The following is a 22,496-nucleotide window of genomic DNA, read 5'->3' on the forward strand; positions in this document are numbered from 1 at the left end:
TTCTTTTACTCCGGGTGACTCAGCCGACGTCGAGCCGCAGCAGATCCTCCTCGGTCTCCCGCCGCACGACGACCCGCGAGGCCCCCTCGTGCACGGCGACGACGGGCGGCCGCAGCACATGGTTGTAGTTGCTGGCCATGGACCGGCAGTAGGCACCGGTGGCGGGCACGGCGATGAGGTCGCCGGGCGCCAGGTCGGACGGCAGGAACGCATCCTTGACCACGATGTCCCCACTCTCACAGTGCTTGCCGACGACCCGGCTGAGCATGGGCGCGGCATCGCTGGTCCGGGAGACGAGCGCGACGCTGTACTCGGCGTCGTACAGCGCGGTGCGGATGTTGTCCGACATGCCGCCGTCGACGGAGACGTACGTCCGCAGCCCGTCGAGAGGCTTGACGGTGCCGACCTCGTAGAGGGTGAAGGCGGTCGGCCCGACGATGGCCCGCCCGGGCTCGACGGAGATGCGCGGCGTCCGCAGCCGGGCGGCCTCGCACTCCCGGGTGACGATCTCGGTGAGCGCCTTGGCGATCTCGTGCGGCTCCCGCGGATCGTCGTCACTCGTGTAGGCGATCCCGAGCCCACCGCCGAGGTCGATCTCGGGCAGCTCGACCCCGTGCTCGTCGCGGACGTCCTTCAGCAGCCCGACCACCCGGTGCGCGGCGACCTCGAACCCCGACATGTCGAAGATCTGCGACCCGATGTGGGAGTGGATCCCGACCAGCTCGAGCCCGTCGAGCTGGAGAGCACGCCGCACGGCCTCGGCGGCCTGCCCGCCGGCGAGCGGAATCCCGAACTTCTGATCCTCGTGGGCGGTGGCGATGAACTCGTGCGTGTGCGCCTCGACCCCGACCGTGATCCGAATCTGGACCCGCTGCCGCTTCCCGAGCTCCTGCGCGATGTGCGCGACCCGGACGATCTCCTGGAACGAGTCGAGGACGATACGCCCGACACCGGCGTCGATGGCCCGCCGGATCTCTTCCTTCGACTTGTTGTTGCCGTGGAAGGCGATGCGATCGGCGGGCATCCCGGCGGAGAGGGCGGTGGCCAGCTCCCCACCGCTGCACACATCAAGATTCAGCCCCTCTTCGTGCAGCCACCGCACGACGGCCCGGGACAGAAACGCCTTGCCGGCGTAGAAGACGTCGGCGTCGGCCCCGAAGGCGGTACGCCAGGCGCGGGCCCGGTCGCGGAAGTCGGCCTCGTCGAGGATGTAGGCCGGGGTGCCGTGCTGCTCGGCGAGGCTGAGGACGTCGACACCGCCGACGGTCACGACACCGTCGGCGTTGCGGGCGACGGTCTGCGCCCAGACCTTCGCGTCGAGGGTGTTGAGATCGGCGGGCGGCGCGGAGTAGTGCCCTTCGGGAAGGACATCGGCGTGGCGGGGCCCGGCGGGGTGGGCGGATCGGCTCATCTGGGCGTGCTCTTTCAGAAGTCTCTGGGATGGCGGAGAGGTCAGAGATGTCAGAGGTGGTCGGGTGCGTCGATGCCGAGCAGGGACAGGCCGCCGGCCAGCACCACCCCGGCAGCTTCGGCAAGCGCAAGCCGGGCACGGTGGGCGGCCGAGGGTTTCTCCTCACCACGGGGAAGCACATCGGAGAGGAGGGGGAGGACGGCGTCGGCGACAGCGAGGAGATGCCGGGTGAGACGGGAGGGAGCGGAGGGGTCGGGGGCGGAGGTCACTGTGGGGACGGCAGGGACTTCGGGAACATCGGGAACGTCATGGACGGCTGTCGCGAGGACGCGGGGGTAGTCCGCGAGAAGGGCGACGAGATCACGTCCGTCCGCGGGGTCGGGACCGGGGGCGGGGTCGGGGCCGGGGCCGGGACAAGAGGCGGGGCTGGGGCCGGGGTCGGCGGCGAACCCGAGGTCGGCGGCGTTGCGCCGCACGGCCCGGATACGGGCGTGGGCGTAGCGGACCCGGAAGAGAGGATTGCTCTCTCGCTGGACCAGGTGGTCGGCGGTGATCCGGGGCCGATCATGCGGGGCAGGATGAAGCAGCGCCCACCGAGCGGCATCGAGCCCGAGAAACGCGGGATCCTCGGGCGCAGGAACGACCAGAAGGGGGCCGCCCCCGCCTGATCCACGCCCGAGTGCATTCCGGACCCTATGCCGGACCTCATGCCGGACTTCATGCCGGACTTCATGTCGGACGTCGACACGACCGCCCTGCGCCCCGATGATCCGCGCGAGCACATCGGCGAGAACCTCGGCCCGCACCTCGTAAGGCACCCGCACCTCGAACACCCGCCCGGCGAGAAGATCACTGTGCCCGTACCGCACTCCCTCGCTCCGGATACGCCGGACGAGGTCGGAGACGGCAGAACCGTCAAGGCTGATGTTGAGGAACCCGGGCCCGGTGATCTCGACCCCGGTGACGCCTTCGGCCCGCGCAAGATACGACCGCAGTACCTCGGCAACCCGCAGCGGGGGCTGCCCGGCGGACCGGGCGAGCTGCAGGGCGATGCCGGTCGCGTAGTCCCCGCGCCCGCCGGCCCCCGGCGGCCCGACCACGGCCCGCACAGGAACGGCCACGCTGAGCTCCCCGTCGTCAACAGCACAACGCACCGCGCGCAGCACGGTCCGAGACAGCTCGACGGGGGTCACGGCACAAGCGTATGGGAGGAGGGGGGTGGGTACGCGAGCCGGTTTGGGGAGGGTCCGGGATACGGACGGAGGATCGGACCAAATACACCCGAACCAGACAACCGCGTCACGCAACACTCAACACGCAACACGCACGACTCACCGACAGGCAGCGCCGCCATGACACCTGAGGCGACTCGGCGACTGAGCGACACGGCAGACGGCAGACGGCAGACGGCAGACGGCAGACGGCAGACGCTACTCGGCGACCGAGGGCCCGCCACTCGCCCCGTTGCCTTTCCCCGCTCCCACGCCTTCACTCACACCCTCACCCGCCCCAAGACCGTTGTCCCCAAGCCCCAACCCACGTCCGGGCCCGAGTCCGAGCCCGACATCCAACCCAAGATCCAACTCGGCCGCACCCCCACCACCACTCCCCTCCCCGCCTTCACCCCTCTCCCCTTCACTCCCTCTCGCTCTCTCGAGCAACGTCCTGACGACAGAGACGAGTTCGTCAGGCTCGAAGGGCTTGGCGAGGAAAGCGTCGACGCCGACGTCGAGGCCGGCCTCGACCTCGTACTGCGTACAGGCGCTGATGATGACAAGGGGAAGATCACGCGTCCGCGGATCAGCACGCAAGCGAGCGGCGGTCCGCAGCCCGTCGAGCCGGGGCATGACGACATCGAGGGTCACAAGATCGGGCCGCACCTGATGAACGACATCCAGACACTCGGCACCATCGGACGCGGTCACGACCTCGAGGCCCTCCAGCTCGAGATTGACCCTGATCAGCTGCCGGATGACCTTGTTGTCGTCCACAACAAGAACCCGGCCCGACGCGCCTGACACAACTCGAGAGTAGGTCGGGACCGGCCACCGCGTCCGGGTTTTCCCCACTTCCACCCCGTGCGGGCGACCCACACACCCTCATCCACCCCACAGAAACCCGTTCATGAACACCCTGAACGAGCTGGTAGTGTTCTACCCGTCGCCGCGAGCAACACCCTCCCGGCCGATACGCCCCCGTAGCTCAGGGGATAGAGCAACGGCCTCCGGAGCCGTGTGCGCAGGTTCGAATCCTGCCGGGGGCACCTTGTATTGGGTGCCCAAAGACCCCGCCACCAGCACTTTCGCTGAGGACGGGGTCTTGGCGTACGTGCAGGCATGTGCCGCTCGGAGCGGCCGTATGTCGGGGGCTGTGGACTATGCGTGGACTGGCCGACGACCAGGAATCAGCAGGTCAACCCCAGGAAACGACGCGACCCCCGGACCGTAGTCCAGGGGCCATCATGCCGTAGGTGTGCGTGAGGGGCGTGTGGATCAGGGCCCGTCGCCGGACTCGTCTCCCTACTGGTGTTGTGTAAGTGGTCAGGGGTAGTCGATCGCAGTTTGGGATGATCGAGCGGTGAGTGATGCAAGGCTGCCGGCCGTGGAGGCCGTTGAGTCACACGTCCGGGCGTTCTTCGTAGGGCACGCCGTCGAGGCCGTCGACTACGACCTCGGCCCTGAACGGCGAGCGGCACTACCCGCTCTGCGAGTTCTCGTCGTGGAGCCCGGCCCTCGCAGCGACAGCTGGGCCTATGTGACCGCCGGTTGCTGGGCCCCGACGGAGAAGCACGGCAACGGCCTTGAGTTCGTCATGACCGCACACGTCCGCGACCAGCGGTTCATCGAGCTCATGGCGATGATTGCCTACGACCACTGCGGAGGGCACCCACTCGACCTGGAGCACAGCATGCCGATCGGTGAACCGTGGGTGCCGGGGTCGACCTGCGACCACCTGCTGTTCAGCCTGCCCTACCTCCACGGCCCCGACCTTGAACACTGCCCGCTGCCTGGAGGACACGTCCGCATCCTGTGGACCCTGCCGGTGACCACCGCCGAAATCGAATTCCGTCGGCAACACGGACACGAGGCGTTGGAACAGCTCTTCGACGAGGCACAGATCATCCCCACGGATCCCTTCCGAGCATCGGTCGCCTGAACTCCGCATTTCCGGCGGCGATCGCTCGGGATGTCAACCTGCTCCCCGCGGGTGTCTGCCTCAGCAGCTCACTCAGCGCACCAGGGATCATTTACAGGACAGCCCTGAGCAGTGGGACGCCCTGCCACCTGCTGAGAGCCGCCACAGGCATTGGTCTGCGCGCCTTCACTCGGAACGCAGAGAAACCCAACCTACTCACGTGAGTAGGTTGAGCTCAGGCACTCCGCTGCTTCATTCTTCGCAGGCATCGTCCAGCAACTCGGCAATCCGACGGTTGGCGACGTCCTGCCGACCGTCGAGACACTTCGCGTAGCGGCTGAGGAGCACTTCGACGCTGTTGCCCGCGCGCTCCGCAACCTCGGTGGGGTCCACACCGGCGTTGAGCCACGAGGAGAGCGCCGCAGGTCGTAGGTCGAGAGGCCAGCGGTGAAGCCACCTGTTCCGGCATGAGCGCCAGGTGCCGCGCCTCGTCCCAGACACGCCAGTACGTCGTCGAGGCGACCACTCCCCCGCGTTCGTTGGCGAACAGCCGACCGTCCTTGGCCGTGCCGAACTCCTCTATATGCGCGAGGAGCATGCGCACAAGGCGCGGCGGAATCGGAACTATGCGGGTTTCGTTTGCCGGTCGATTTTTGAGGCCGCGGTTGTCGTGCACCTCCCCCGTTCCGGTCCAGCGTACGACGGCGTCTTGTACGGCCGCTTGCGGATACTCCACACCTTCACGTCATGCGACTTCACGCCGCCTCCCCGAGTCCGTGGAGCCACGAGGTGAAGTCACTGTGCCAGAAACGGAGTTCACCGTTCGGAAGCTTGATCGCTTCCGGAGCCTGCCCCAGTTCGCGCCAGCCATAGAAAGTGCGGCGGAAGACTCCGCCCAGCTCGGCGAGGATCTGCGGGACGGTTATCAGTTCGTCTCGTCGGCGGTCCACGACGTGTCTCCTTCCGTCGTGTCGGAGGCGGGCCGCCGTGAAGTGGCAAGCCAGGATTCGGCGGCGGTCAGCCCGGCACCGGAGAAGCGCCAGTGAGAGAGGACGAGGACGGTGTCCGGGTCCGGGAGGGGGTGGCCGGCCTGGGCCGCGCGTTCGCGGGTGAGCGTTTCGTTGTGGTCGGCCCGTTCCTGGCGGAGGGCTCCGAGGGTGACCGAGTAGGCGCGGGACTTGGTGGAGAAGTGGCCACGGAACCCGAGCATGTGGGCCCACTTGCGCAGGCGCAGGGCTTCGAGTTCGGGGCGTGCGCCCAGGTGCCAGCACGTGAGGATCATCTGGCGGGCGTGGTCGGTGACGTCGGTGCCGATGAGGTCGATGACGGGGTTGCGGATCGGGCTGTCAAGAGTGCCCGTCGCGCTCTCCGCGCCTTTGGTGGCGTACTTGGCGATGTAGGCGGCGACGGCCCGGCTGGTCAGGTTGGTGGGCCCGGTGAAGTCGGCCGAGGCGATGGAGCGGATGTCGAGCTGTTCGCCGAAGCGGAAGGTGTGGGCGCGGCCGTCGAGGGTCGGGCCGGGTGCCTCGGCGAGCCGGGCTGCAGAGCGGATCGAGTCGCTGAGGAGTTCTGTCGTGGCCCAGACCGGCGGGGTGTCCTCGGCACCGTCCGGACCGTCGAGCCGGATCACGGCGTGAAAGTGGACGGCCCCACGTCGCTGGTATTCGGCGACCTTGGCGTACGACACCTTGAGGCAGTCGCGCAGCGCCGATCGGCCGATGCCCGCGCGGGAGGCGAGTGTTGGCGCAGGTAGGTGGCGAACCGGGCCCAAAGGGCACCTGCGTGCGCATTCCAGAGGACGGCCGCACGATAGTCGTAGCGCTCCGGGTCCAAGGGCGTGCCGAGGGGGGCGTCTTCCGGGTGGATGCGTCCGCAGCGGCAGCAACCACCGCCGGGCCGGTTGTGGACGGGCCCGAAGGAGGGAGCGGTGAAGGTGGCGAAGACGCGGGGGTGTCCGGCGACGGTCGGGCCGATGCCCTTGCCGCCGCTCAGGCCGGCCGTGACGAGGTGGAAGGTGTCCTTGCGGTAGACCTCCGCGCAGGCCGCGCACCGGGTGGCCCGACGGTTGTTGCAGCGGATGAGGACCTGCCCGGCCGGAAGGTCGCGGTCGACGACCTCACGAACGATCTCCCCCGTTGCGGCGTGGACGTCCACGCGGTGACCCTCCATCCGTACGGGCCGCTCGCAGCCGCCGAGACGCTGGATCTGGTGTGCGTAGGTGCTGAGGTCGCCGTACTGGGCGAGGGCGGCCAGTTGGCGGATGGCTCCTGCGGGAGCCTCGGGGCGCATGTGCGGGTTCCTCCTCGGAGGGGTGGAAGTTCGGGACGGGCACCCCGGCCTGCGTAGGGGGCTAGACAGCGTGGGCAGGCCGGGATGCTGCGCAGATGAGGTCAGCGACGGTCGCTCTTGAGGATCGAGCGGACGACGACCGCGCAGACGGCCACGGAAGCGGCCGTGATGGCGACGGCAAGGAGCATGGAGACCAGGACCGCGCCGACGACCAGGACCAGCGCTCCCCCACCGGCGGCGAGGGTGAGCACGCTGCCCGGGGTGAGTTGGACCGCCGGCCGGTTGGAGGTCGGGGCGGCCGGAACCGGGGCCGGTGCATAGGCGGTGGGGTTGTAGACCGACGGGCTGTAGGTCGTCGGGGGCGTGCTTGTGGGGATTGGTGCGGTGTCCGGGCGGGGGTACTTGGGGGTGAACACGGGGCGGTCCCTTCTGTGGGTCAGTCGAGGAGGGTTGCGACGGCGGGGGCGAGGACGCTGTTGGCGACGAGGTAGCCGCCGAGGAGGAGCAGGGCGACCAGCCACCACGGCGGGCGGGCGAGCTGGATGCCGAGGACGGCGACGACGAGCACGGCGAACCAGAGCGGGACGGTCATGGCAGCGGTCTCCTGTCAGGCCTTGCAGCGGTGGGTGCGGGCGGCGAGTTCGGCGGCGGCGCGGCTGTCGTACTCGGCGGAGAAGTCGCAGCGGGGTGCGGTGCAGGTGGCGAGGTGGCGGTTGCGGCCGCGGGCGATGTAGGAGGCGACCTGTACGGGGCCGATGCGGCGGACGTTGCGGAAGCGCGGGTTCACGGTGGGCGGCCCCTTCTCAGAGGTGGGCGGCGACGGACGCGGTCATGGACGGCGGCAGGCCCAGCCGCACGCGGACGTGGTCGGGGTCGGCCGGGCGGCCGGTAGCGGTCCGGTGTTCCTCGGCCAGGGCTCGGACGCGGTCGACCAGTGCGGGCGGCAGGGAGACGGCAGGCGCAGAGGGCGCAGGGGCGGGAACGGCGATCGGTTCGGCAGCAGGCTGCGAAGCCAGCTCCGGGGTGGCGGAGGACACCGGGAGGACGTCACGGGGGGATTCGACGGCAGCGGCCGGGGGCGTCTCCGGGGCCGATGTCACCGCGGGCGCCGGGGTTCGGGGCGTGTGGGCGAGCAGTGTTCCGCCGAAGAAGGCGACGGCGGGCCAGCCGGCCACCACGACGCGGAGCGACGCGGGGACGTCGTCCAGGTCGAGGAGTCCGGCGGTCGCGACGTTCGCGCCGAGGGATGCGGCCAGAGCGACGAGGAACCACAGCCGCGGTCCCCCGGCCGGTTGTCCGGCGCGTTGCTGTTCGCGCATCCGGCGCCAGGCGGCGACGAGCAGCAGGTCGACGGAGACGGGGTAGGCCCACGCCTTCCAGCCGCCCTGTCCGGCCGCGTCGGCGAGGTCGTGAAGGTGCGAGAAGGACAGGGCACCCGCGATGACGGCTTGGACGATCACCGCATCTACGCAGGCGAGCTGGGCACGCATCGGCTCGCGATCCCTTCCGTGCGGTCAGTTGGCGAAGTTGAGTGAGTCGGCACGCTCACGGGCCAGCCGGGCCACCTCGGCGGCGTCGGCGTCGCCAGGCGTGCGGGCCGCGATGCGCTCCAACAGGTCTGCCTTGCGGTTCATGAGCGCCGCGTACTCGGCGGAGGTGCGGTTCGGGTTCTGGCGCAGCGCGGCCAGGTCGGCGATGAGTGCGCTGACCTCGGCGATGGAGGGGCGTGACATGGGCTTCCTTCCGGTTCGCGGCATGGGAGGGGTAGGGAGTTGGCGCGAGGCGGTCACGCCGACCGTGGGGAGGGTGGTGCGGTTACTCGGTCACCGGGCGGGCGGTGGGCACGGCGGCCGGGATGAGCGTCTTGGAGGACTCGACGGCGACGGCGGGCCGGAAGGAATCGAGGCGGGGCAGTTCCGGCACCAGGGCGGCCGTGTCGCGGCAGATGGCCGCCGCCTCATCGAGGGACAGGTGCGGAGAGCGGGCGCGGGACCAGCCGCCGGAGGAGTCGCCGACGATGGCGACGCCGGGCCGTTCGGCCGGGATGGAGGTGGCGGCGAGGGCCGCTTCAGGGGAGATGTCGGCGAGCGCCATGTTCGCCGAGGACTCGTCATTGACCCGGTGGCAGATGCGGCCGGTGAGCTGGGCGCGGAGCATGGTCGCGCCCTTGCCGAGTTCGGAGCCGAAGCGCTGCCCGCACACTTCGAGGTAGATGCCGGCCGCACGGCCGAGCTGGGCGATGCGGATCAGCTTGGTGACCATGGCGTCGCGTCGCTTCTCGTCGTCCCGGCTCGCGGCGAGGAAGAGTTCGGCGACCTCGTCGACGACGACCACGACCGGCACCGGCCGGACCGCGTCCGGCAGCCCCCACACGTCCGAGGTGAGCACGGCGTCCGGGCCCGCAGCGGACGAGAGGCCGATCAGGCGGAACCGTGCCTCCATCTCTTCCAGCAGGACGTCAAGGAGCTCGTTCGCCCGGTCCGGGGTGTCGGCGAGCGCGGACAACCGGCGTGCGAACGGCGCGAGCTCGACGCCCCATTTGCAGTCGACCCCGACGAGGACGACCCGTTGCCGGGCCAGGCCGCACACCAGGTTCCGCAGGTACACGGACTTGCCGGACTGCGTCGCTCCGAGGATGAGTTCATGCGGCACGGCGCGGAAGTCCCGTACGTGCCACCGTCCGTCATCCCGAAGCGCCAGCGGAAGAGTGAGCGGCCCGTGCTGCTTCCAGCGCCGTGCGGGCTGCACGTCGGAGAGGACGTCCCAGCCGATCAGGCGTAGTTCGAGCCAGCCCGGCTTGGTGGGGTGGATGTGTACGGCGTGCGCGGCCCAGGCGTGGCGCAGCCGGTCGGCCGAGGCCATGAAGTCCTCGGGAGCCTGGCCGGTCGCCATGCGCAGCCGCATCACTAGCCCGGACCCGGTCGGCCACGGCAGCGACCGCCGAGGCGGGACGGGTGCGGCTTCCCGTCCGATCATCCGGGCCGTGGCCCGACGGACGGCCGAGGCCGGGACCGTCAGGCCGCACGCGTCCATCGTGGCCCGGTAGGTGGTGAGCACGCGCAGCGCGACGAACGGGTAGCCGACCAGCCACCAGAACGCGACCGGTGCGCGGCGGCGCAGGACCAGCAGGGCGGCGAGTGCCAGCAGGCACAGTGTCAGCGTCCAGACGATGTCGCTCATGTTGTTCAGCCCTGCACCGGAGCCGGAGCGTTGACCATGACGGCGTCGGCCCGGTAGGCGATGCCGTGACGCATCCGTCCGCCGAACTCGCTCTCCCACGGCCGGGCGATGAGGCCGGGCATGATGACCGGAGCTCCCATCACCAGGCCTTCACCGATGCCCTTCTCGGGAACGGTGACCTTGATCATGTCCGAACCGCCGGCCGCGATGAACACCAGCTCCAGCACCATGAGCCGGTCGTTGGTGACCGGGTCGATGGCGAACTCACCGGTCTGACGGTCCTTCACCTTGACCTCGGGCAGCTTGGTGACGAGGAGCGTCGCGGCCGAGACGTCTACGGGGATGACACGCATTTCGTGAACCTCACTTGGTTGGCGGAGCGGCCAGTCCGCACCGCTTAGGTCTGGATACCCCCCTAGACATCCGGAGGGTGACCCACCCGAACCGTCTAGGGGGGTTGACGACTACGGTAGACCGACGGACCGTCAACTGTCTAGGGGGGTATACGTGCGAGTCTCCGTGCGGGCCATGCCGCGACATCTCGACGGGCTGACGCAGCGGCCTCGATGGCGGTCGATCACCGAGCCGCCGACGGGCACGCCGACGCTTGTACCGCTTGAGTGATGGCTTTCAGCCGCCCGTCGCCGACCTCCACCCAGGCCGACCCGGCGAGACGCCCACCTGGGCCAAGCTGACATGCACGTCGACTGCCGACCCGTAAGGCTGAAGCAGCGTCGCACGGCTAATTGTCATGACTGATGGTGGGCCTTGACTCACAGAACTCAGTGCCCACAGGACTGTCACGTCGGCATGCGGTGCGTCCACGTGCACACTCCGCCCGAAGGGGAAAACACAATGGACAGCGAAACGATCGCGGCCATCGCCTCGGCTGTCGTGAGTCTTGGGGCTGCAGGAGTCGCGTACCGGGAGTCGCACATCGCCAAAGCCGCTGCTCATTCAGCCGAGGAACAGGTCGCTCTGATGCGGCGCCAAGTCGAAGGCGAGGAAAAGCACCGCAGGGAAGACCGCGGTCCGCAGTTCGCCGTGGAGGGCGTGCGCATCAGTACCCGGGATGGCGACGTGACGCTGCGGCAGACCTCCGGGCCCGCGCTGAGCGGCATCACAGTCAACGTGACTGGCGATGGGGTGCATGGGAAAATGTTGATCGAGAGCGGGACGTTTGACGTGTCCTACGAAGATTGCTTCGCGATCGGGCCCCTGGCGGCCGGAGGCACTGTGAACGTGCCTTTCACACTCGTAGGCAGGTCAATCGCCAAGATCTTCTTGCATCTGGATTGCCGTAGTGCAGACGGCACGGATTCATGGCACCGCTCCGTCGCGACGACGGCTGATGCGGCTCCTGACGCGCGAAGGCACCTTCAAGAGTGACCGGATCCATGCCCCGCCAGGAACGCGGAACCGCCCTTGACGACTGCCCTACAAGTAGCTACAGGGAGCAACATGCCTCACGAACAGTGCCAGGCAGCAAAAACCAAACTCAAGCAAGCAGAGCAGCGAAAGAATCGCCTTCAGAGAGACCTGACAGAAGACGAAGCGAAGCTCGCCCACTTGAAGGCGGAATCGCATCCGGACGCTGCGGCAATCGAGGCCCAAGAGCGCATGGTCGAGATCGACCGACGAGTCCTAGGAGCGGCCGAAGTGGAAGTCACCGGCTTTGAAGAGCTGGTTCACGCCCTCTGCGATGACCTGCCGTAGTCCTGCGCTCAGAACAGCTTGAGCGCTCTCACAGCGACCAATGAAGGACCGTAGCGTCATCCCGCGCCTTGCCCCGCGGCCAGCGCCGACCGTCAAGGTCTCCGCTCTCTGCTTCCCGCACATGGCGGATCAGCTCATCCGGCCCGGACGAGTTGAGAACGGTCAGCGTCGTTTCCCAGCTGGCAAGTTCGAAGGAGTCGACGAGGCGAGTCGCGCCGTCACTCAGTAGCGTCACGGACGCCAGCGTGTCGAGCGGCACCACCCCTGCGAGGGCGTGTTCAGCCACCTGCGGATCCGGGCCGGCGATCCAGAAGCCACCCGGGCGGTTACGTAGCCCTGTCAGGGAGTCTCGATACTCGGCCAGCGCGGCGGCATGCTCGGGTGAGCCGGTGGCCAGTTCGTCGACCGGCCCGCGAAGTCGCTTGCCGACCTCGTCCAGGCGCTGGTCGGTGATGGCCGTCGTCTTCCCGTCCTGGTCGGCGAGGAGGAGCGTCGAGTCCCCGAGTACGAGGTATTCCAGAGCTCCCGCGCCGGCCCGGACAGCGACGACTGTACTGGTCGGACTGGCCCGATAGGACAGGTCGCAACTGTCCTCGTGCAAGGACCGAACAGCCCGGATCGAGTCGGCCAGGCAATCGGCGAGCGATCGAGCAGGGTGCGCGGTCATGGTGGCCAGCAGCAGCCCGCCCAGCGTGGAGGAGAACCACGCGATGCCGTGCGTACAGCCGGTATCAGCGCCGGCCACGCCGGCCCCGTCCAACAGAACGGCCGCTCCAGGTGCTGCGGCGGCGAAATCCTCGTTCTGCTGGCCGGGTTCGGCAGGCAAGGAGGCGAGGGCGACGTTCACGCCGTCGTCTCCTCGTCGTGTAGGTAGAGGGGAGTGAGGAGTTCGACGGACTGCGGTTCATCGGTCTCGGGGTCGTACTCGACGCCCACCAGTGCGGAGAAGTTGCGCTCGCCCACCTGTCCCCAGAGCGCGCTGAGGTCAGAGGCGAGCAGCTGCACGACGCCGAGGGAGCCCGCGGTGTGGATTCCCGCGACGGCGAGCACCGAGCCGTTGCCGTCCAGGCGGGGCAGCCGGCCAAGGTATCCGACGTCGTGCGGGCGGTACGGTTCCGTGTCCGCTCCCGCACGGTACGACGTGCCGGTACGCCGGTCCACCAGGGCCCATGGCTCACCGTCCGGGTGCTCCCAGCCGAGTACCGGGTCCTGAGCGTACAGGTCGCTCATGGCCTGGGACATGCCGGGCCCGCAGACGACGACCAGGCCGTCCCGGTTGAGGTCGACCTCACCGCTCACCTGGACATGGCCGGAGCTGACGTCGAGCCCGTACGACTTGGCCAGCTCTTCCAGCCGCTTCCCGGAGTTGACGTCAGCCATGGCGACGACCGGACGCTTCTTCTCGCCGTCCCATCGCAGCGGAGTCACGATCGTGACGGCCCCCGCACCGAGGAAGGCCCCCTCGGGCGCCGGACCGGTGTGCCGGATCTGGTGGATCCGCCCGCGGCTCAGGCCGGCCTTCTCTGCGATCTGCGCATACGACAGCCCTTGCGCGTGGAGGTCCTGGACCACACGGCGACGGAGCCGGGCGAGTTCGGTCACCTCCTGCTGCGCGTCGGCCAACCGCGTCGTGACCTCACGCAGGAGCAGGTACGGATCATCGATCGCCATGATCCGCTGCAACTCGTCCGACATGACCACACCTCCTAGAAGTACCCAGGAGTCTAGGGCCCTAGACGGAATGGGCGGGAGCCGCCTGCCCGAATGAACTCCGATCACATAGAAGCCGGCCCGCCGCCGAGGCACCCCACGAGGACTCACCCTCCACTGCCCGCGAGGCAGCCACGGCCACGGATCACCACCGGAGAGGAGGTCATGCCGCTCCGTTCCGCGGCAGCTCTGCCCAGACGCAACGCCCACCGGCGGGCCGGTCCTTCACGCCCCAGTCCTTGGCGCAGGCCGCGATCAGCATCAGCCCGCGACCGCCCTCCTCCACCTGGCTGTTCACGCTGCGGAGCAGGGGCTCCTCGTCGCCGCCCTGGTCGGTCACTTCGATGCGCACCAGGTCGTCGTCGAAGCAGACGACCACGAGGAACCATCCGCGGTACCAGCCGCTTCGTGTGTGCCGGACGGCATTGGCCGCCATCTCTCCGACGACCAAGACGGCGTCGTCCACAACGGCTGACCCCTCGTCCCCAAGCAGGGCGGCGACGAAGTGCCGGGCCTCCGCAACCTGCCAGGCCAGGCCGGGAAAGATGCGGCACCACTTTTTGGGCATGGGAACTCTCCTCTTCGTCTAGGGGGCTAGACGGCATTGCGAGCAGAGTATTCCTACGCACGACCGATGAGCCAGGCATCTAGAGGAATTATTCCTCTAGCGGGTGGTGAAGTCCTCCAACTCCCGGAACTCCTGCATCACCCGGAGCAGCATCTCCCGCGCCTCGATCCCGAAGATCGCAGCCTCTTCGAACCGGGCGAAGGTCTCCTCGTACGCGGCAACCTCAGCGGAGTCGTCCAGGACCCGCTCACCTCGGAAGGTCTCGACGACGACCGCACTCCGGTCGCACAAGGTGAACCCGTGGCGAGGCATGACCGGCACCGCTCGACGCCAGGGGATGATCCCGAGGCGCACAGTGGTCAGACTCTCGACGGCCAAGAGCCGGTCGAACTGGGCGAGCATCAGCGAGGGGTTGCCGGGCCAGGTCCGCAACACGGCCTCCGTCAGCACGAACACCGCCTCCCGCCCAGGCTCGTACAGGAGGCTCTGCCGCTCCACACGAGCAGCGACAGCCCGGCCGATCGCCTCAGGGGTCGAGTTCGGCGCACTCTCGAAAACGTGACGGGCGTACTCCGCGCTCTGAAGCATGGCGGGCAGGACGACACATTGGAACGGACGCACCAGCCGTGCGGACCGCACCGCGTCATCGAGGGTCGCCCCGGCCGGAGCCTCCTCGCCAGACGCCTCGACAGTCTCCGGCGCAGCTTCGACAGCGACCAGGAGGTCACGCACCTCACGAGAGGTCAACTCGTCGAGGTCGAGAGCCAACGACAAGCGGCGCAGAACATCGAGACTGGGGACCATGCGCCCGTTCTCAACCTTGGACACGGTCGGTTGCCCCACGCCGGCGCGCTGCGCCAACACGGCACCCGTCAGGCCGGCCTCTGCACGAAGTCCCCGAAGACGCGCCCCAAGCGCCTTCAACCGCTGCTGTCGCTCACTCCCCATACCCAGGGTTCTACACCACGGCGCAGCGGTCTCCCGATGTGCCGTAGCCTCTCCGCCTCACGGGTCTCAGGAAGAGTCCTCTTCCGATCGCACCCAGGCCAGTTGCACGTCACTGAGCGGAGGAGAGAACCCGTCGGGGAACGCCATCATGAGGGGCTGAGGCCACATGTTCTCGGGTCCGTGCCGTTCGCAATGAAGGGCGATGAGATGCGCCCCTTCACCGCAGCCGTCGTACCAGTAGAAGCGGCCATGGGTCTGGCAGAAGTACGAGAACGCCGAGCAGTTGTCGTCGTTCGCTGGCTCACAGAAGTCCGGATCACACACAATTTGCGTCACCGGGTCCTGTCGGTTGAGCCTCGGGATCGGCCTGGGATCACGCCACAGGAGTCGAGATGGGAGCACCCGGCCATCTTCCCTCCAGGCCCAGCCCTGTAACGATGGTCGTCTTGATCACTCATAGAGGTGCGAGCTGAGTCAGCGGCAGAGCTCCATGACGGTGCCATCGAAGTCCGGGAACTCGCGGGTCGCCTGCTCAATGACAGCAGCTGCCGACTGCTGCCGATCGGCCGCGAATCGTTCCGCGACGGCCGCCAGTTCGTGGTTGTGGGACGGCGTCCAGTCGGGTTCGTCCGAGGCGGCTGCTTCCCAAGGGCCGAAGCCACCAGCCAGCAGCCACAAGAAGGCACCCAGATCACGCGCCACGACGCCGGTCTCCCCCTCGGAACCGAGGAAGACCACAGGTTGATCGACGAGCGGGCAGCTCAGGCGGATCAGCCAGAACGCCGCGTATCCGCCCGATCCATCCTGGCCGAACACGCGGAAGCCGTCACCGCTCAGCTCTGCATTGCCAGTCCAGGCCCGGAACCAGTCGGTGGTCTCCTGCGCAGACAGGAAGGCTTGGAAGGGTTCGAAGTCGACCCCATCGCCATCGTTGTAGTCGAACGGAATCGCCAACGCGGCGGCGAGGGCAGCGGGGAACTGCCGATCATCGGTATCGATCACGCGGACAGGGTAGCGACCACCGATGTCTCTGGATGACTGCTGTGCATGGATCACCCTGGTCAGCCACGTACCTTGCTCGCCACGCCACCCTGCGCCAACCATCAGCTGGGACCGAAGTGTCAAGCATCTCCCGGGACCGGACAAACCAGCAGCCGTGCCCATGATTCAAAGTTTCTCTACTGGTTCAAGGCGCCGCGCAAGCGCGGCGCGCGGCGCTCGAATGGCCCGCGCGCCGCCGCTCCTGCCTGCGTCCCGCTCTGGCGCACGGCCCCTCCGGCGCCGCAGCCCGCAGTTCGAACCTCCCTCTAAGCAGGGTGAATTGATCTGGAACTCCGCCACAACACCCCGGCCCTCCCTCCGGGGAACGGCAGGACGTCGGGTACAAGGCGGTAGGCCGGCAAGGGCCCGTTCCCTCTCCTTCGTTAGCCCGTTGAGCAGCAGAAGCTCAGCGTTCCAATCAGGATGACGCACCCGTGCTCCACCCGACTCCTGCGCGCGTCTTTAACAGGAAGCCCTGACTTGCTACTCATAGGCTGCAGCCGGATCCTGGAAAGAAGAAGAGCAAGTGCAGCTTGCGATGGAGCCGCCGCGAGAGGTTGATCTTCATGACTGCCACCATGGCTTTGACTGTCCTTCCAGAGGACATGGATCGTGACGACCCCGCATGGGAGCTAATGTGTCGCGAGCTGCAAAACATGCTGGAGGCTGACTCCGAAGTAGACGTTAAAGTACCCCCTGTCCGAGATGCTGGGGTCGACGCAAAGGGAGACCCAATTACTATCGGAGTTCTGATCGTCATGCTGGCAGGAACTCCGGCCGTGACTCGCGCAGTTGGGGCAATAAACGAGTGGGTTCACATGCTGGGTGAGCGGCGGGCCAAAATCCAAATTGACATTGGGAAGAAGAAGTTTACCGCCAATACCCAAGGATACTCCGCTAAAGATGTGCAGAAAATCATAGAGAGCGCCAGAGTCGACCAGGGATAGAAATGGGTAACGTACGCAGTCGAAATCAGGCCTTGCTTATAGGGTCAGCCAAATACACCTACAACAAGTCCCAACTTCCCGATTTGCCTGCCGCGACAAACGACGTGACATTACTTCACGAGGTTCTATCGGAACCACCTCACGGCGTCTTCGAATGCGTCACTGAAGTACACAGTCCGACATCAAACAAACTACTCCGCACAGTACACGGCTTCATTTCGAAACTGCATCGCAGCGACCTCGGACTCCTCTATTATTCCGGCCACGGAAAGGCTGACACATTCGGGCGACTGTATCTGGCAACAAAAGACAGTAGGGTAAATTCCCTAGCCTCCACTTCGCTCCCCTGGACGACTTTGAAGGAGATACTCGTTGAGTGCGCCTCGCGCAAGGTGATTCTGATCTTGGACTGCTGCCACAGCGGGAAGGCGCCGAGCGGTCTGGCCAAGGGTGACTCGACGGATTTTGAACAGCTAACATCCGAAGGCATCGGCGAATATGTACTCACCAGTTCGGGAGCATATGAACGATCTTGGGTTAGCGGAGACAGAAGTATCTTTACTAGGTTCCTCGTTGAGGGGATAGAGTCGGAGGAAGCGGATCTAAACGGTGACGGGTTCATAGATGTTGAAGAACTTTATGAGTTTGCCCGAATTCGAACTACGGAGCTTAAGACTTACCAGACTCCCACTCTTTCGAAATATGGCGCCCAAGGGAGCCCTCCGGTACTCGCGCGGAGTACACGTCGCAGAGATTTTGCAGTTCCGGATATTCGCCCTGCAATGATCCGATCTAGTCGATTCAGCAAGGAGGGGAGTAACTCCTACTACTATGAAACAATACATTTGCAGAGCGCATGGGCCCTGACGCCCAAGGACTCTAGCTGCGATGTAGCACTCCTGGCGGGGGCAATTGATAAAGGTCACCCATCCTTGCAGCATGCCGATATACGTGAAGTTGAATTTACACAGGTGACCGACTCGCCGGGCCAGGATGAAACTAACATCGAAATGGAATTCACCACCGCCGTGGCCAGCATACTGGTTGGTCGCCAGCATGAAGACGCTTTCGTCGGGGTGTCACCGTATGCAACCCTCCATCTCTACAGGGTACTGGCTGGTCGAGCTACAAGCGACTTCCAGCTACTCTCAGCCATTTCGCATGCTCTTGACCATGGCCTGCGCTTGATATGTTTGCCTATTTTTGGACGCGTTGAAGGATCGCAGATATGGCTAGACGTGTTTGCCAGAGCGGAACAGCTCGGTGCACTTGTCGTGTGCCCGGCTGGTAATGACGGAAAATCCGAGCCTATATCCTTTGGGTCGATCGGACATTCGGTGAGTGTGGCAGCAGTTGATCACGAAGACAGAATTCCGTCATACTCTAATTACGGTGAATGGGTCAGCGTGAGTGCTCCTGGTGCTGGCGTGTTTTCAGCCGGGCCGGAAGGGAGTTACAGAGTCCTCTCTGGGACTTCTCTTCCTTGCTGTATAGTAACCGGCATCTTGGCCCTGGCTTGGATGGTTTACCCAGAGGCCACTCCAGAGAAACTTGCGAAAGCACTAATGATGTCTGCTGAAGACATTGCCCATAAGAACCCACACCTGGCTTCGAAGTTGGTGCCGCGACGCGTGAATGCAGCAGAAATGATGCTGGCTACCCAGAATCTAAAAGACTCAAGTTTTATAGCTCAAACTCCCGACATTTGACGGGGAGGCGGGCCCATCGCCAATAATTGCTCCCAGAGCGCCCAAGCCAAGCTGAGGTCTTCGAGGGGCGAACTACCCAAGGTTGCCTACGGGCCGGCCGGTGGGGCTTGCTCTGGTTGACGGCCTGGCAGCGTGGCTGAGGCCGGTGGGGGTACGGCGAGGCACACGTGCGCCTGGTCGGTCGGCGCGCCCGACGTCGTGGCTGACTGTCGTCGGCTGAGGTTCAGGCGGTGCGCATCGAAGGTGTCCGTCGTCGGCAACCGGCTGACCGTGGTGATCAACCCCGGGGCGGTCTCTGAGCCGTGCAAGGGCGACCGAGGCCACTCGACAGCGACCGACAGTGACAGGCCAGCCACGGCCGTCTGCGACGAAACCCCAGCTCACGGCCCCCGACCAAACGGGTTATTACCCAGGGGTGGACCTCAGGCAAGATGGGGTGTTTCTTACCGTGTCCGGCTTACACATCGTCAGGCAAGCAACTCAGGAGCCCTCATGAGCACTGTTCACGTACGCATCGGGGACCAACGAACCAAGTGCCGCACTGACGCCGACTGCCCGTCGTTGAACGGGAAGCAGGACACCTACATGAGTCAAGAGTCGATGTCCGAGGACCAGGCCAAGGCGCAAGGGCTCACAGCCTGCCAGCACTGCAAGAGGTAGCCGTGCCAGCGTCACGGCGTTCAGGACGAGGGCGTGAGGCCAGCGGATTGGTCGAGGTGGAACGGGGAGCCCGGAGCCGTCGGAGTCCAACCCGCGCGGAGAGCAAGCTGAATGGCCTGGGCAACGCCGGACGGCAGTACAGGCGTGGCCTCGCGTCCGAACCAGTTGCTCGGATGCGGCTGGTTCGTGGTGACCACGAGCGTCATGACCGGGATATCTGCATGCTCGACCGCGAACGTGCACGGCGACCAGGCCAGCGCCTGGAAGTACGTCGGCCGGCCTCGGAGCCGCCAGCGGTAGGCCGTGCCGTCGACAACGATCCGTCGTGATCCCTTGCGGACCAGTGCCATGGCTCCCCCTTCAACAGCGACGATGCTAGCGAGCCCGGCCCCGCCCTCCGTCTCATTTTCGTCTCATTCAGCGCCGTTCACGGCCGTTCAGACGGGACCGTAACCCGTATCCGCTCCCGCGACCGACCGGCCATGAACGCAGGTGAACGACCTCGTACGCGGCCCCGCGAGGCACCACCACAGTTGGAAAGCGTGCACCCAGAAGAGCGCCCCCGACGTACTGACCCGCGTGCGCTTGCATCGCCTGACTCCGCTGACTGTGCGCCCTGCTGTGTGTTAGCTACGTGCCAGACCCTGGATGCCCGGGCACGAAGCGGACGATCGGGAGGGGGAGACAGCGTGGGTGACTGGAAGCAGGGGAAGTGCGGTTGGCCGACGGCGGCCGGAGCCCGTTGTCAGAACAAAACGTTGAAGGGCACGGCACGTTGCTACCGCCATCAGGGTGAATGGACGAAACGTGGCCAGGCCGAGCTGAAGAAGCGTGCGAGCCGGCGTCGCAGGAAGTGATCCGCGCGCGGTTCGGGACCTCTGGACGGCTGCTTGGAGGGGGGTGGTCTCGAAGCTTCACGAGCTCCCGGACCGATGTGGCTCGGGAATCTCTTTCACGGCCCGGCCGTCGTGACTTGCTCTGGTCGAACGCATGGCAGCGTAGCTGAGGCCAGTGGAGGTGCAGCGAGGCACACGCGTGCGTGGTCGGTCGGCGCACCCGCCGTCGTGCTGACTGTCGTCGGCTGAGGTTCGTGCCACAACCGTGCCAGATCCAGGGGTCAGCCACGGTCAACAATGGTGGCGTGGGGTCGAGTTGCCAGCCACCGCATCAGGTATCGAAGCCGCGGGTCAGTAGCAGGACACCCCAGCCTCTCTCCTAAAGAGCGCGTCGCCAGATCTGATCCTGTCGGAGGCACCAGACAATGGGCGGCGCGTGAGCCGAGGTCCTCAACCTGCGTTTCAGCAGCAGATTTCGATCGACGATACCTGAATTTTAGGGCATGGACTGCTTCAGCAGTCCCGGGACAGACACTTCCGAATTGCCCCAGACCCAATAAAGCTCATACCTGTTCCGCTCTCTTTCCGATTCTTTTAGATCCAGGCCTTCATATGTGGCATAAACCGACCCACTCTTCTCATTTTCGAATTTGAACGATGAAATGAAAACATCTGGAGGCTCTAGCGGCGACCAGAAAGCCGCGACGTATCGCGGTTGACGTGTTACATTGATCAGGTTATTGTTATAGCGCACCCTGCCGTAATATACGAGATGCTCTCCGCATTGTTCGGGTGGGCAGTAATAACTGCCCGAATCTTTCCGCCAGGAGGCCTTGGGGTATTCGAATTCGTCATCAAGCTTCCCGCGATCTTGCCTCAAGATGGCGACACTAAGAACGGCGTTGAGCGTTTCGTACGTTGTGTCCCTGGGAAGCGTGACCACTGTCTCCATTTTGAACTCTTCCCCGGGATCGAGCGTGGTTCCAGGGCCTTGGAACTGTCCAGATGCAATAACTTCCTCCTCGGGCAGGCTTACATACATTTCCGCCCTTGTGTCCCCCAGCTCCTCCCATTTCTTTTTCCACCCTTCCATCCCTGTGCCCGAACTCGAGATTGCATACGACCTCCCATAGACGGAGTAGTCGTCCACGACTATGTAGAGAGGAATCCCTCCATCGTTTTTCGCGGAAAGCTTAAGAGGGATTTGAATGTAGGAGATTGAACTACCCGCCTGAGGTTTCCCAAATTCTTCCTTCAGGAGAACGTGTACAGGGGCGGACGTCGGCTGATAAAGGGAAGAGTATCCAATGCTGACGGCTGTCAGTAGTGCGGTGGCGGTAACACCGGCCGCGAACTTCTTAGGGTGTGGTATCTGTCTCCAAATTTTTTCTTGGGTAAGGATGTAGAGAGCCCAAATGGACCAGACCCACAGTGAAACAAAAACCGCCACTGCAGGTACGATTTCTCGCTCCTGAGACCACATAAAGAGCAGAAGGCTGGTCGTGGCCAGAGCGATTAGCACACCGAGAAAGACCAGCGCACCAGACAGGCTGACCTGTCGCCGGCCCCAATGGTCGACGACCGCAAGCGTCGCCAGGCCCTGCGCTGCGGCTGCCAACAGGAACAAGGCACCGACGAGACGTTGAGCGAAGGTGAGGGCGCCGACGGCATCCGGCCAACCGATGACGGCGTGCAGGGTCATCGAAATCAGCAGCCCCACGCTCATGAGACCGATGGTCAAATGCCGTCTCCAGCCCCTATCGGGCCACGCGCTGTTGTCGCCACCACGCCAGTGGACGCAAGACTCGTCGCCCATGTCCATGTCGTCCGGATAGCCAAGGCTACGGAGTACCTTGCGCAGCTCGAGGAGGGACCAAGCACTGCCCACTACGTTGCCGTTGATAGTGATCTTACGAAGACCGCGGCTGTCCGGCGGCTCCACGATCACCCAAGGTCGAATACCCATGGGACCACACTCCGCCTTCTGCCAGCCAAGGTCCTGCCGAACTACTGCGGTCGAGTGAATCCGAGAAGTGATTGAAGTGACGGCAACACGGACTGTAACGACGGCACGGCCTCGTTCGCCAACAGCCGTGCGTCGGATGGGCGCCGGCCTCACCCGGCCTCAGGCAGCAGGTTGGGCATACGCCCCGTGAGTGTCTAACTACGTGACAACGCCCACGCGCAACGGCGGACAAGCTCGGCCGCCTGCGAACGCACGACGGAGATCCCCGGGTGATGACTGGGGTGTCGCCATGTTGCAGTTACTGCACGGCTGTTCAAACTCCACCACCCCGACAGAGAGCTACCAGGTCAGGGGCCTGAGCCGAAAGGGCGGAACAGGCC

Annotated in this window: 23 protein-coding genes, 1 tRNA gene and 2 pseudogenes; 6 read left to right on the top strand and 20 right to left on the bottom strand. The window is 65.7% G+C overall.

Annotation, left to right across the window (positions count from 1 at the left end; genetic code table 11):
- Positions 1-19 precede the first annotated feature (19 nt).
- The 3 genes from lysA to ACWD4O_RS02815 form a co-directional block, all read right to left on the bottom strand.
- Complete coding sequence (lysA, locus tag ACWD4O_RS02805; protein WP_451276788.1) at positions 20-1,411, bottom strand: diaminopimelate decarboxylase; 1,392 nt, start codon at positions 1,409-1,411, stop codon at positions 20-22.
- A gap of 50 nt (positions 1,412-1,461) precedes the next feature.
- A complete protein-coding gene (nrtL, locus tag ACWD4O_RS02810; protein WP_451276790.1) occupies positions 1,462-2,604 on the bottom strand; it encodes an ArgS-related anticodon-binding protein NrtL in 1,143 nt (380 codons plus the stop codon).
- Between the two features lie 237 nt (positions 2,605-2,841).
- Positions 2,842-3,402 (bottom strand): response regulator, encoded by a 561-nt coding sequence (locus ACWD4O_RS02815; RefSeq protein WP_451276792.1) that lies wholly within the window; start codon positions 3,400-3,402, stop codon positions 2,842-2,844.
- A 200-nt stretch (positions 3,403-3,602) separates the two neighbouring features.
- On the opposite strand from ACWD4O_RS02815, the gene ACWD4O_RS02820 reads away from it, so the two are divergent.
- Positions 3,603-3,674, top strand: a tRNA-Arg gene (locus ACWD4O_RS02820).
- 314 nt (positions 3,675-3,988) lie between these two features.
- Positions 3,989-4,567, top strand: a complete 579-nt coding sequence (locus ACWD4O_RS02825) for a suppressor of fused domain protein (RefSeq protein WP_451276794.1) — start codon at positions 3,989-3,991, stop codon at positions 4,565-4,567.
- A 231-nt stretch (positions 4,568-4,798) separates the two neighbouring features.
- On the opposite strand, the pseudogene ACWD4O_RS02830 reads toward ACWD4O_RS02825, so the two are convergent.
- The 10 genes and pseudogenes from ACWD4O_RS02830 to ACWD4O_RS02875 form a co-directional block, all read right to left on the bottom strand.
- A pseudogene (locus tag ACWD4O_RS02830) lies at positions 4,799-5,243 on the bottom strand (tyrosine-type recombinase/integrase); the annotation flags it as partial.
- Between the two features lie 58 nt (positions 5,244-5,301).
- Positions 5,302-5,496: a helix-turn-helix transcriptional regulator gene (locus ACWD4O_RS02835; RefSeq protein WP_451276796.1), complete on the bottom strand. Its 195-nt coding sequence runs from the start codon at positions 5,494-5,496 to the stop codon at positions 5,302-5,304.
- Positions 5,472-6,835: pseudogene (locus tag ACWD4O_RS02840) on the bottom strand (replication initiator). Before ACWD4O_RS02840 ends, ACWD4O_RS02835 begins: the two are co-directional and overlap by 25 nt.
- Before the next feature lie 101 nt (positions 6,836-6,936).
- The gene (locus tag ACWD4O_RS02845; RefSeq protein WP_451276798.1) at positions 6,937-7,251 is read right to left on the bottom strand and encodes a SpdD protein; all 315 of its coding nucleotides are present in this window, start codon (positions 7,249-7,251) and stop codon (positions 6,937-6,939) included.
- 20 nt (positions 7,252-7,271) lie between these two features.
- Positions 7,272-7,427: a hypothetical protein gene (locus ACWD4O_RS02850; protein ID WP_167467581.1), complete on the bottom strand. Its 156-nt coding sequence runs from the start codon at positions 7,425-7,427 to the stop codon at positions 7,272-7,274.
- A gap of 15 nt (positions 7,428-7,442) precedes the next feature.
- A complete protein-coding gene (locus tag ACWD4O_RS02855) occupies positions 7,443-7,622 on the bottom strand; it encodes a mobile element transfer protein (protein ID WP_398421719.1) in 180 nt (59 codons plus the stop codon).
- A 16-nt stretch (positions 7,623-7,638) separates the two neighbouring features.
- A complete protein-coding gene (locus tag ACWD4O_RS02860; protein WP_451276801.1) occupies positions 7,639-8,325 on the bottom strand; it encodes a DUF2637 domain-containing protein in 687 nt (228 codons plus the stop codon).
- A gap of 24 nt (positions 8,326-8,349) precedes the next feature.
- Entirely contained in the window at positions 8,350-8,568 is a 219-nt protein-coding gene (locus ACWD4O_RS02865) for a hypothetical protein (RefSeq protein ID WP_451276803.1), read from the bottom strand.
- A gap of 82 nt (positions 8,569-8,650) precedes the next feature.
- Positions 8,651-10,015 (bottom strand): FtsK/SpoIIIE domain-containing protein, encoded by a 1,365-nt coding sequence (locus ACWD4O_RS02870; protein ID WP_451276805.1) that lies wholly within the window; start codon positions 10,013-10,015, stop codon positions 8,651-8,653.
- 5 nt (positions 10,016-10,020) lie between these two features.
- Positions 10,021-10,368 carry an SCO3933 family regulatory protein gene (locus ACWD4O_RS02875; RefSeq protein ID WP_451276807.1) on the bottom strand — a complete coding sequence of 116 codons (348 nt, stop codon included), beginning with the start codon at positions 10,366-10,368 and terminating at the stop codon, positions 10,021-10,023.
- A 502-nt stretch (positions 10,369-10,870) separates the two neighbouring features.
- Between ACWD4O_RS02875 and ACWD4O_RS02880 the strand changes: the two genes are divergently transcribed.
- Together ACWD4O_RS02880 and ACWD4O_RS02885 are read left to right on the top strand one after the other, a co-directional pair.
- Complete coding sequence (locus ACWD4O_RS02880; RefSeq protein WP_451276809.1) at positions 10,871-11,404, top strand: hypothetical protein; 534 nt, start codon at positions 10,871-10,873, stop codon at positions 11,402-11,404.
- A gap of 72 nt (positions 11,405-11,476) precedes the next feature.
- Positions 11,477-11,731 (top strand): hypothetical protein, encoded by a 255-nt coding sequence (locus ACWD4O_RS02885; protein WP_451276811.1) that lies wholly within the window; start codon positions 11,477-11,479, stop codon positions 11,729-11,731.
- Between the two features lie 28 nt (positions 11,732-11,759).
- On the opposite strand, the gene ACWD4O_RS02890 is transcribed toward ACWD4O_RS02885, so the two are convergent.
- The 5 genes from ACWD4O_RS02890 to ACWD4O_RS02910 form a co-directional block, all read right to left on the bottom strand.
- Positions 11,760-12,578 carry an integrase gene (locus ACWD4O_RS02890; protein WP_451276813.1) on the bottom strand — a complete coding sequence of 273 codons (819 nt, stop codon included), beginning with the start codon at positions 12,576-12,578 and terminating at the stop codon, positions 11,760-11,762.
- Complete coding sequence (locus ACWD4O_RS02895) at positions 12,575-13,426, bottom strand: sigma factor-like helix-turn-helix DNA-binding protein (protein ID WP_451276815.1); 852 nt, start codon at positions 13,424-13,426, stop codon at positions 12,575-12,577. Before ACWD4O_RS02895 ends, ACWD4O_RS02890 begins: the two co-directional genes overlap by 4 nt.
- A 178-nt stretch (positions 13,427-13,604) precedes the next feature.
- Positions 13,605-14,009, bottom strand: a complete 405-nt coding sequence (locus tag ACWD4O_RS02900) for an ATP-binding protein (protein ID WP_451276817.1) — start codon at positions 14,007-14,009, stop codon at positions 13,605-13,607.
- Positions 14,010-14,105: 96 nt separating this feature from the next.
- On the bottom strand, positions 14,106-14,957 hold the full coding sequence (locus ACWD4O_RS02905; RefSeq protein ID WP_451276819.1) for a helix-turn-helix domain-containing protein: 852 nt from the start codon (positions 14,955-14,957) through the stop codon (positions 14,106-14,108).
- 474 nt (positions 14,958-15,431) lie between these two features.
- The gene (locus ACWD4O_RS02910) at positions 15,432-15,959 is read right to left on the bottom strand and encodes an SMI1/KNR4 family protein (protein ID WP_451276821.1); all 528 of its coding nucleotides are present in this window, start codon (positions 15,957-15,959) and stop codon (positions 15,432-15,434) included.
- A 605-nt stretch (positions 15,960-16,564) separates the two neighbouring features.
- On the opposite strand from ACWD4O_RS02910, the gene ACWD4O_RS02915 reads away from it, so the two are divergent.
- Together ACWD4O_RS02915 and ACWD4O_RS02920 are read left to right on the top strand one after the other, a co-directional pair.
- Positions 16,565-16,945: a hypothetical protein gene (locus ACWD4O_RS02915; protein WP_451276823.1), complete on the top strand. Its 381-nt coding sequence runs from the start codon at positions 16,565-16,567 to the stop codon at positions 16,943-16,945.
- A gap of 2 nt (positions 16,946-16,947) precedes the next feature.
- A complete protein-coding gene (locus ACWD4O_RS02920; protein WP_451276824.1) occupies positions 16,948-18,654 on the top strand; it encodes a caspase, EACC1-associated type in 1,707 nt (568 codons plus the stop codon).
- A 680-nt stretch (positions 18,655-19,334) separates the two neighbouring features.
- Here the strand turns inward: ACWD4O_RS02920 and ACWD4O_RS02925 are convergent.
- Entirely contained in the window at positions 19,335-19,664 is a 330-nt protein-coding gene (locus ACWD4O_RS02925) for a hypothetical protein (protein WP_451276826.1), read from the bottom strand.
- 982 nt (positions 19,665-20,646) lie between these two features.
- Complete coding sequence (locus tag ACWD4O_RS02930) at positions 20,647-21,876, bottom strand: hypothetical protein (protein WP_451276828.1); 1,230 nt, start codon at positions 21,874-21,876, stop codon at positions 20,647-20,649.
- Between the last annotated feature and the right edge of the window lie 620 nt (positions 21,877-22,496).

The sequence above is a fragment of the Streptomyces sp. NPDC002623 genome, from assembly GCF_053592635.1.

Bases quoted from the DNA above. Each gene is read 5' to 3' on its own strand.
- ACWD4O_RS02925 (WP_451276826.1), bottom strand. From the start codon at position 19,664: ATGGCACTGGTCCGCAAGGGATCACGACGGATCGTTGTCGACGGCACG.
- ACWD4O_RS02880 (WP_451276809.1), top strand. From the start codon at position 10,871: ATGGACAGCGAAACGATCGCGGCCATCGCCTCGGCTGTCGTGAGTCTT.
- ACWD4O_RS02865 (WP_451276803.1), bottom strand. From the start codon at position 8,568: ATGTCACGCCCCTCCATCGCCGAGGTCAGCGCACTCATCGCCGACCTG.
- ACWD4O_RS02905 (WP_451276819.1), bottom strand. From the start codon at position 14,957: ATGGGGAGTGAGCGACAGCAGCGGTTGAAGGCGCTTGGGGCGCGTCTT.
- ACWD4O_RS02885 (WP_451276811.1), top strand. From the start codon at position 11,477: ATGCCTCACGAACAGTGCCAGGCAGCAAAAACCAAACTCAAGCAAGCA.
- ACWD4O_RS02920 (WP_451276824.1), top strand. From the start codon at position 16,948: ATGGGTAACGTACGCAGTCGAAATCAGGCCTTGCTTATAGGGTCAGCC.
- ACWD4O_RS02860 (WP_451276801.1), bottom strand. From the start codon at position 8,325: ATGCGTGCCCAGCTCGCCTGCGTAGATGCGGTGATCGTCCAAGCCGTC.
- ACWD4O_RS02930 (WP_451276828.1), bottom strand. From the start codon at position 21,876: ATGAGCGTGGGGCTGCTGATTTCGATGACCCTGCACGCCGTCATCGGT.
- ACWD4O_RS02850 (WP_167467581.1), bottom strand. From the start codon at position 7,427: ATGACCGTCCCGCTCTGGTTCGCCGTGCTCGTCGTCGCCGTCCTCGGC.
- ACWD4O_RS02900 (WP_451276817.1), bottom strand. From the start codon at position 14,009: ATGCCCAAAAAGTGGTGCCGCATCTTTCCCGGCCTGGCCTGGCAGGTT.
- ACWD4O_RS02870 (WP_451276805.1), bottom strand. From the start codon at position 10,015: ATGAGCGACATCGTCTGGACGCTGACACTGTGCCTGCTGGCACTCGCC.
- ACWD4O_RS02915 (WP_451276823.1), top strand. From the start codon at position 16,565: ATGACTGCCACCATGGCTTTGACTGTCCTTCCAGAGGACATGGATCGT.
- ACWD4O_RS02875 (WP_451276807.1), bottom strand. From the start codon at position 10,368: ATGCGTGTCATCCCCGTAGACGTCTCGGCCGCGACGCTCCTCGTCACC.
- lysA (WP_451276788.1), bottom strand. From the start codon at position 1,411: ATGAGCCGATCCGCCCACCCCGCCGGGCCCCGCCACGCCGATGTCCTT.
- ACWD4O_RS02895 (WP_451276815.1), bottom strand. From the start codon at position 13,426: ATGTCGGACGAGTTGCAGCGGATCATGGCGATCGATGATCCGTACCTG.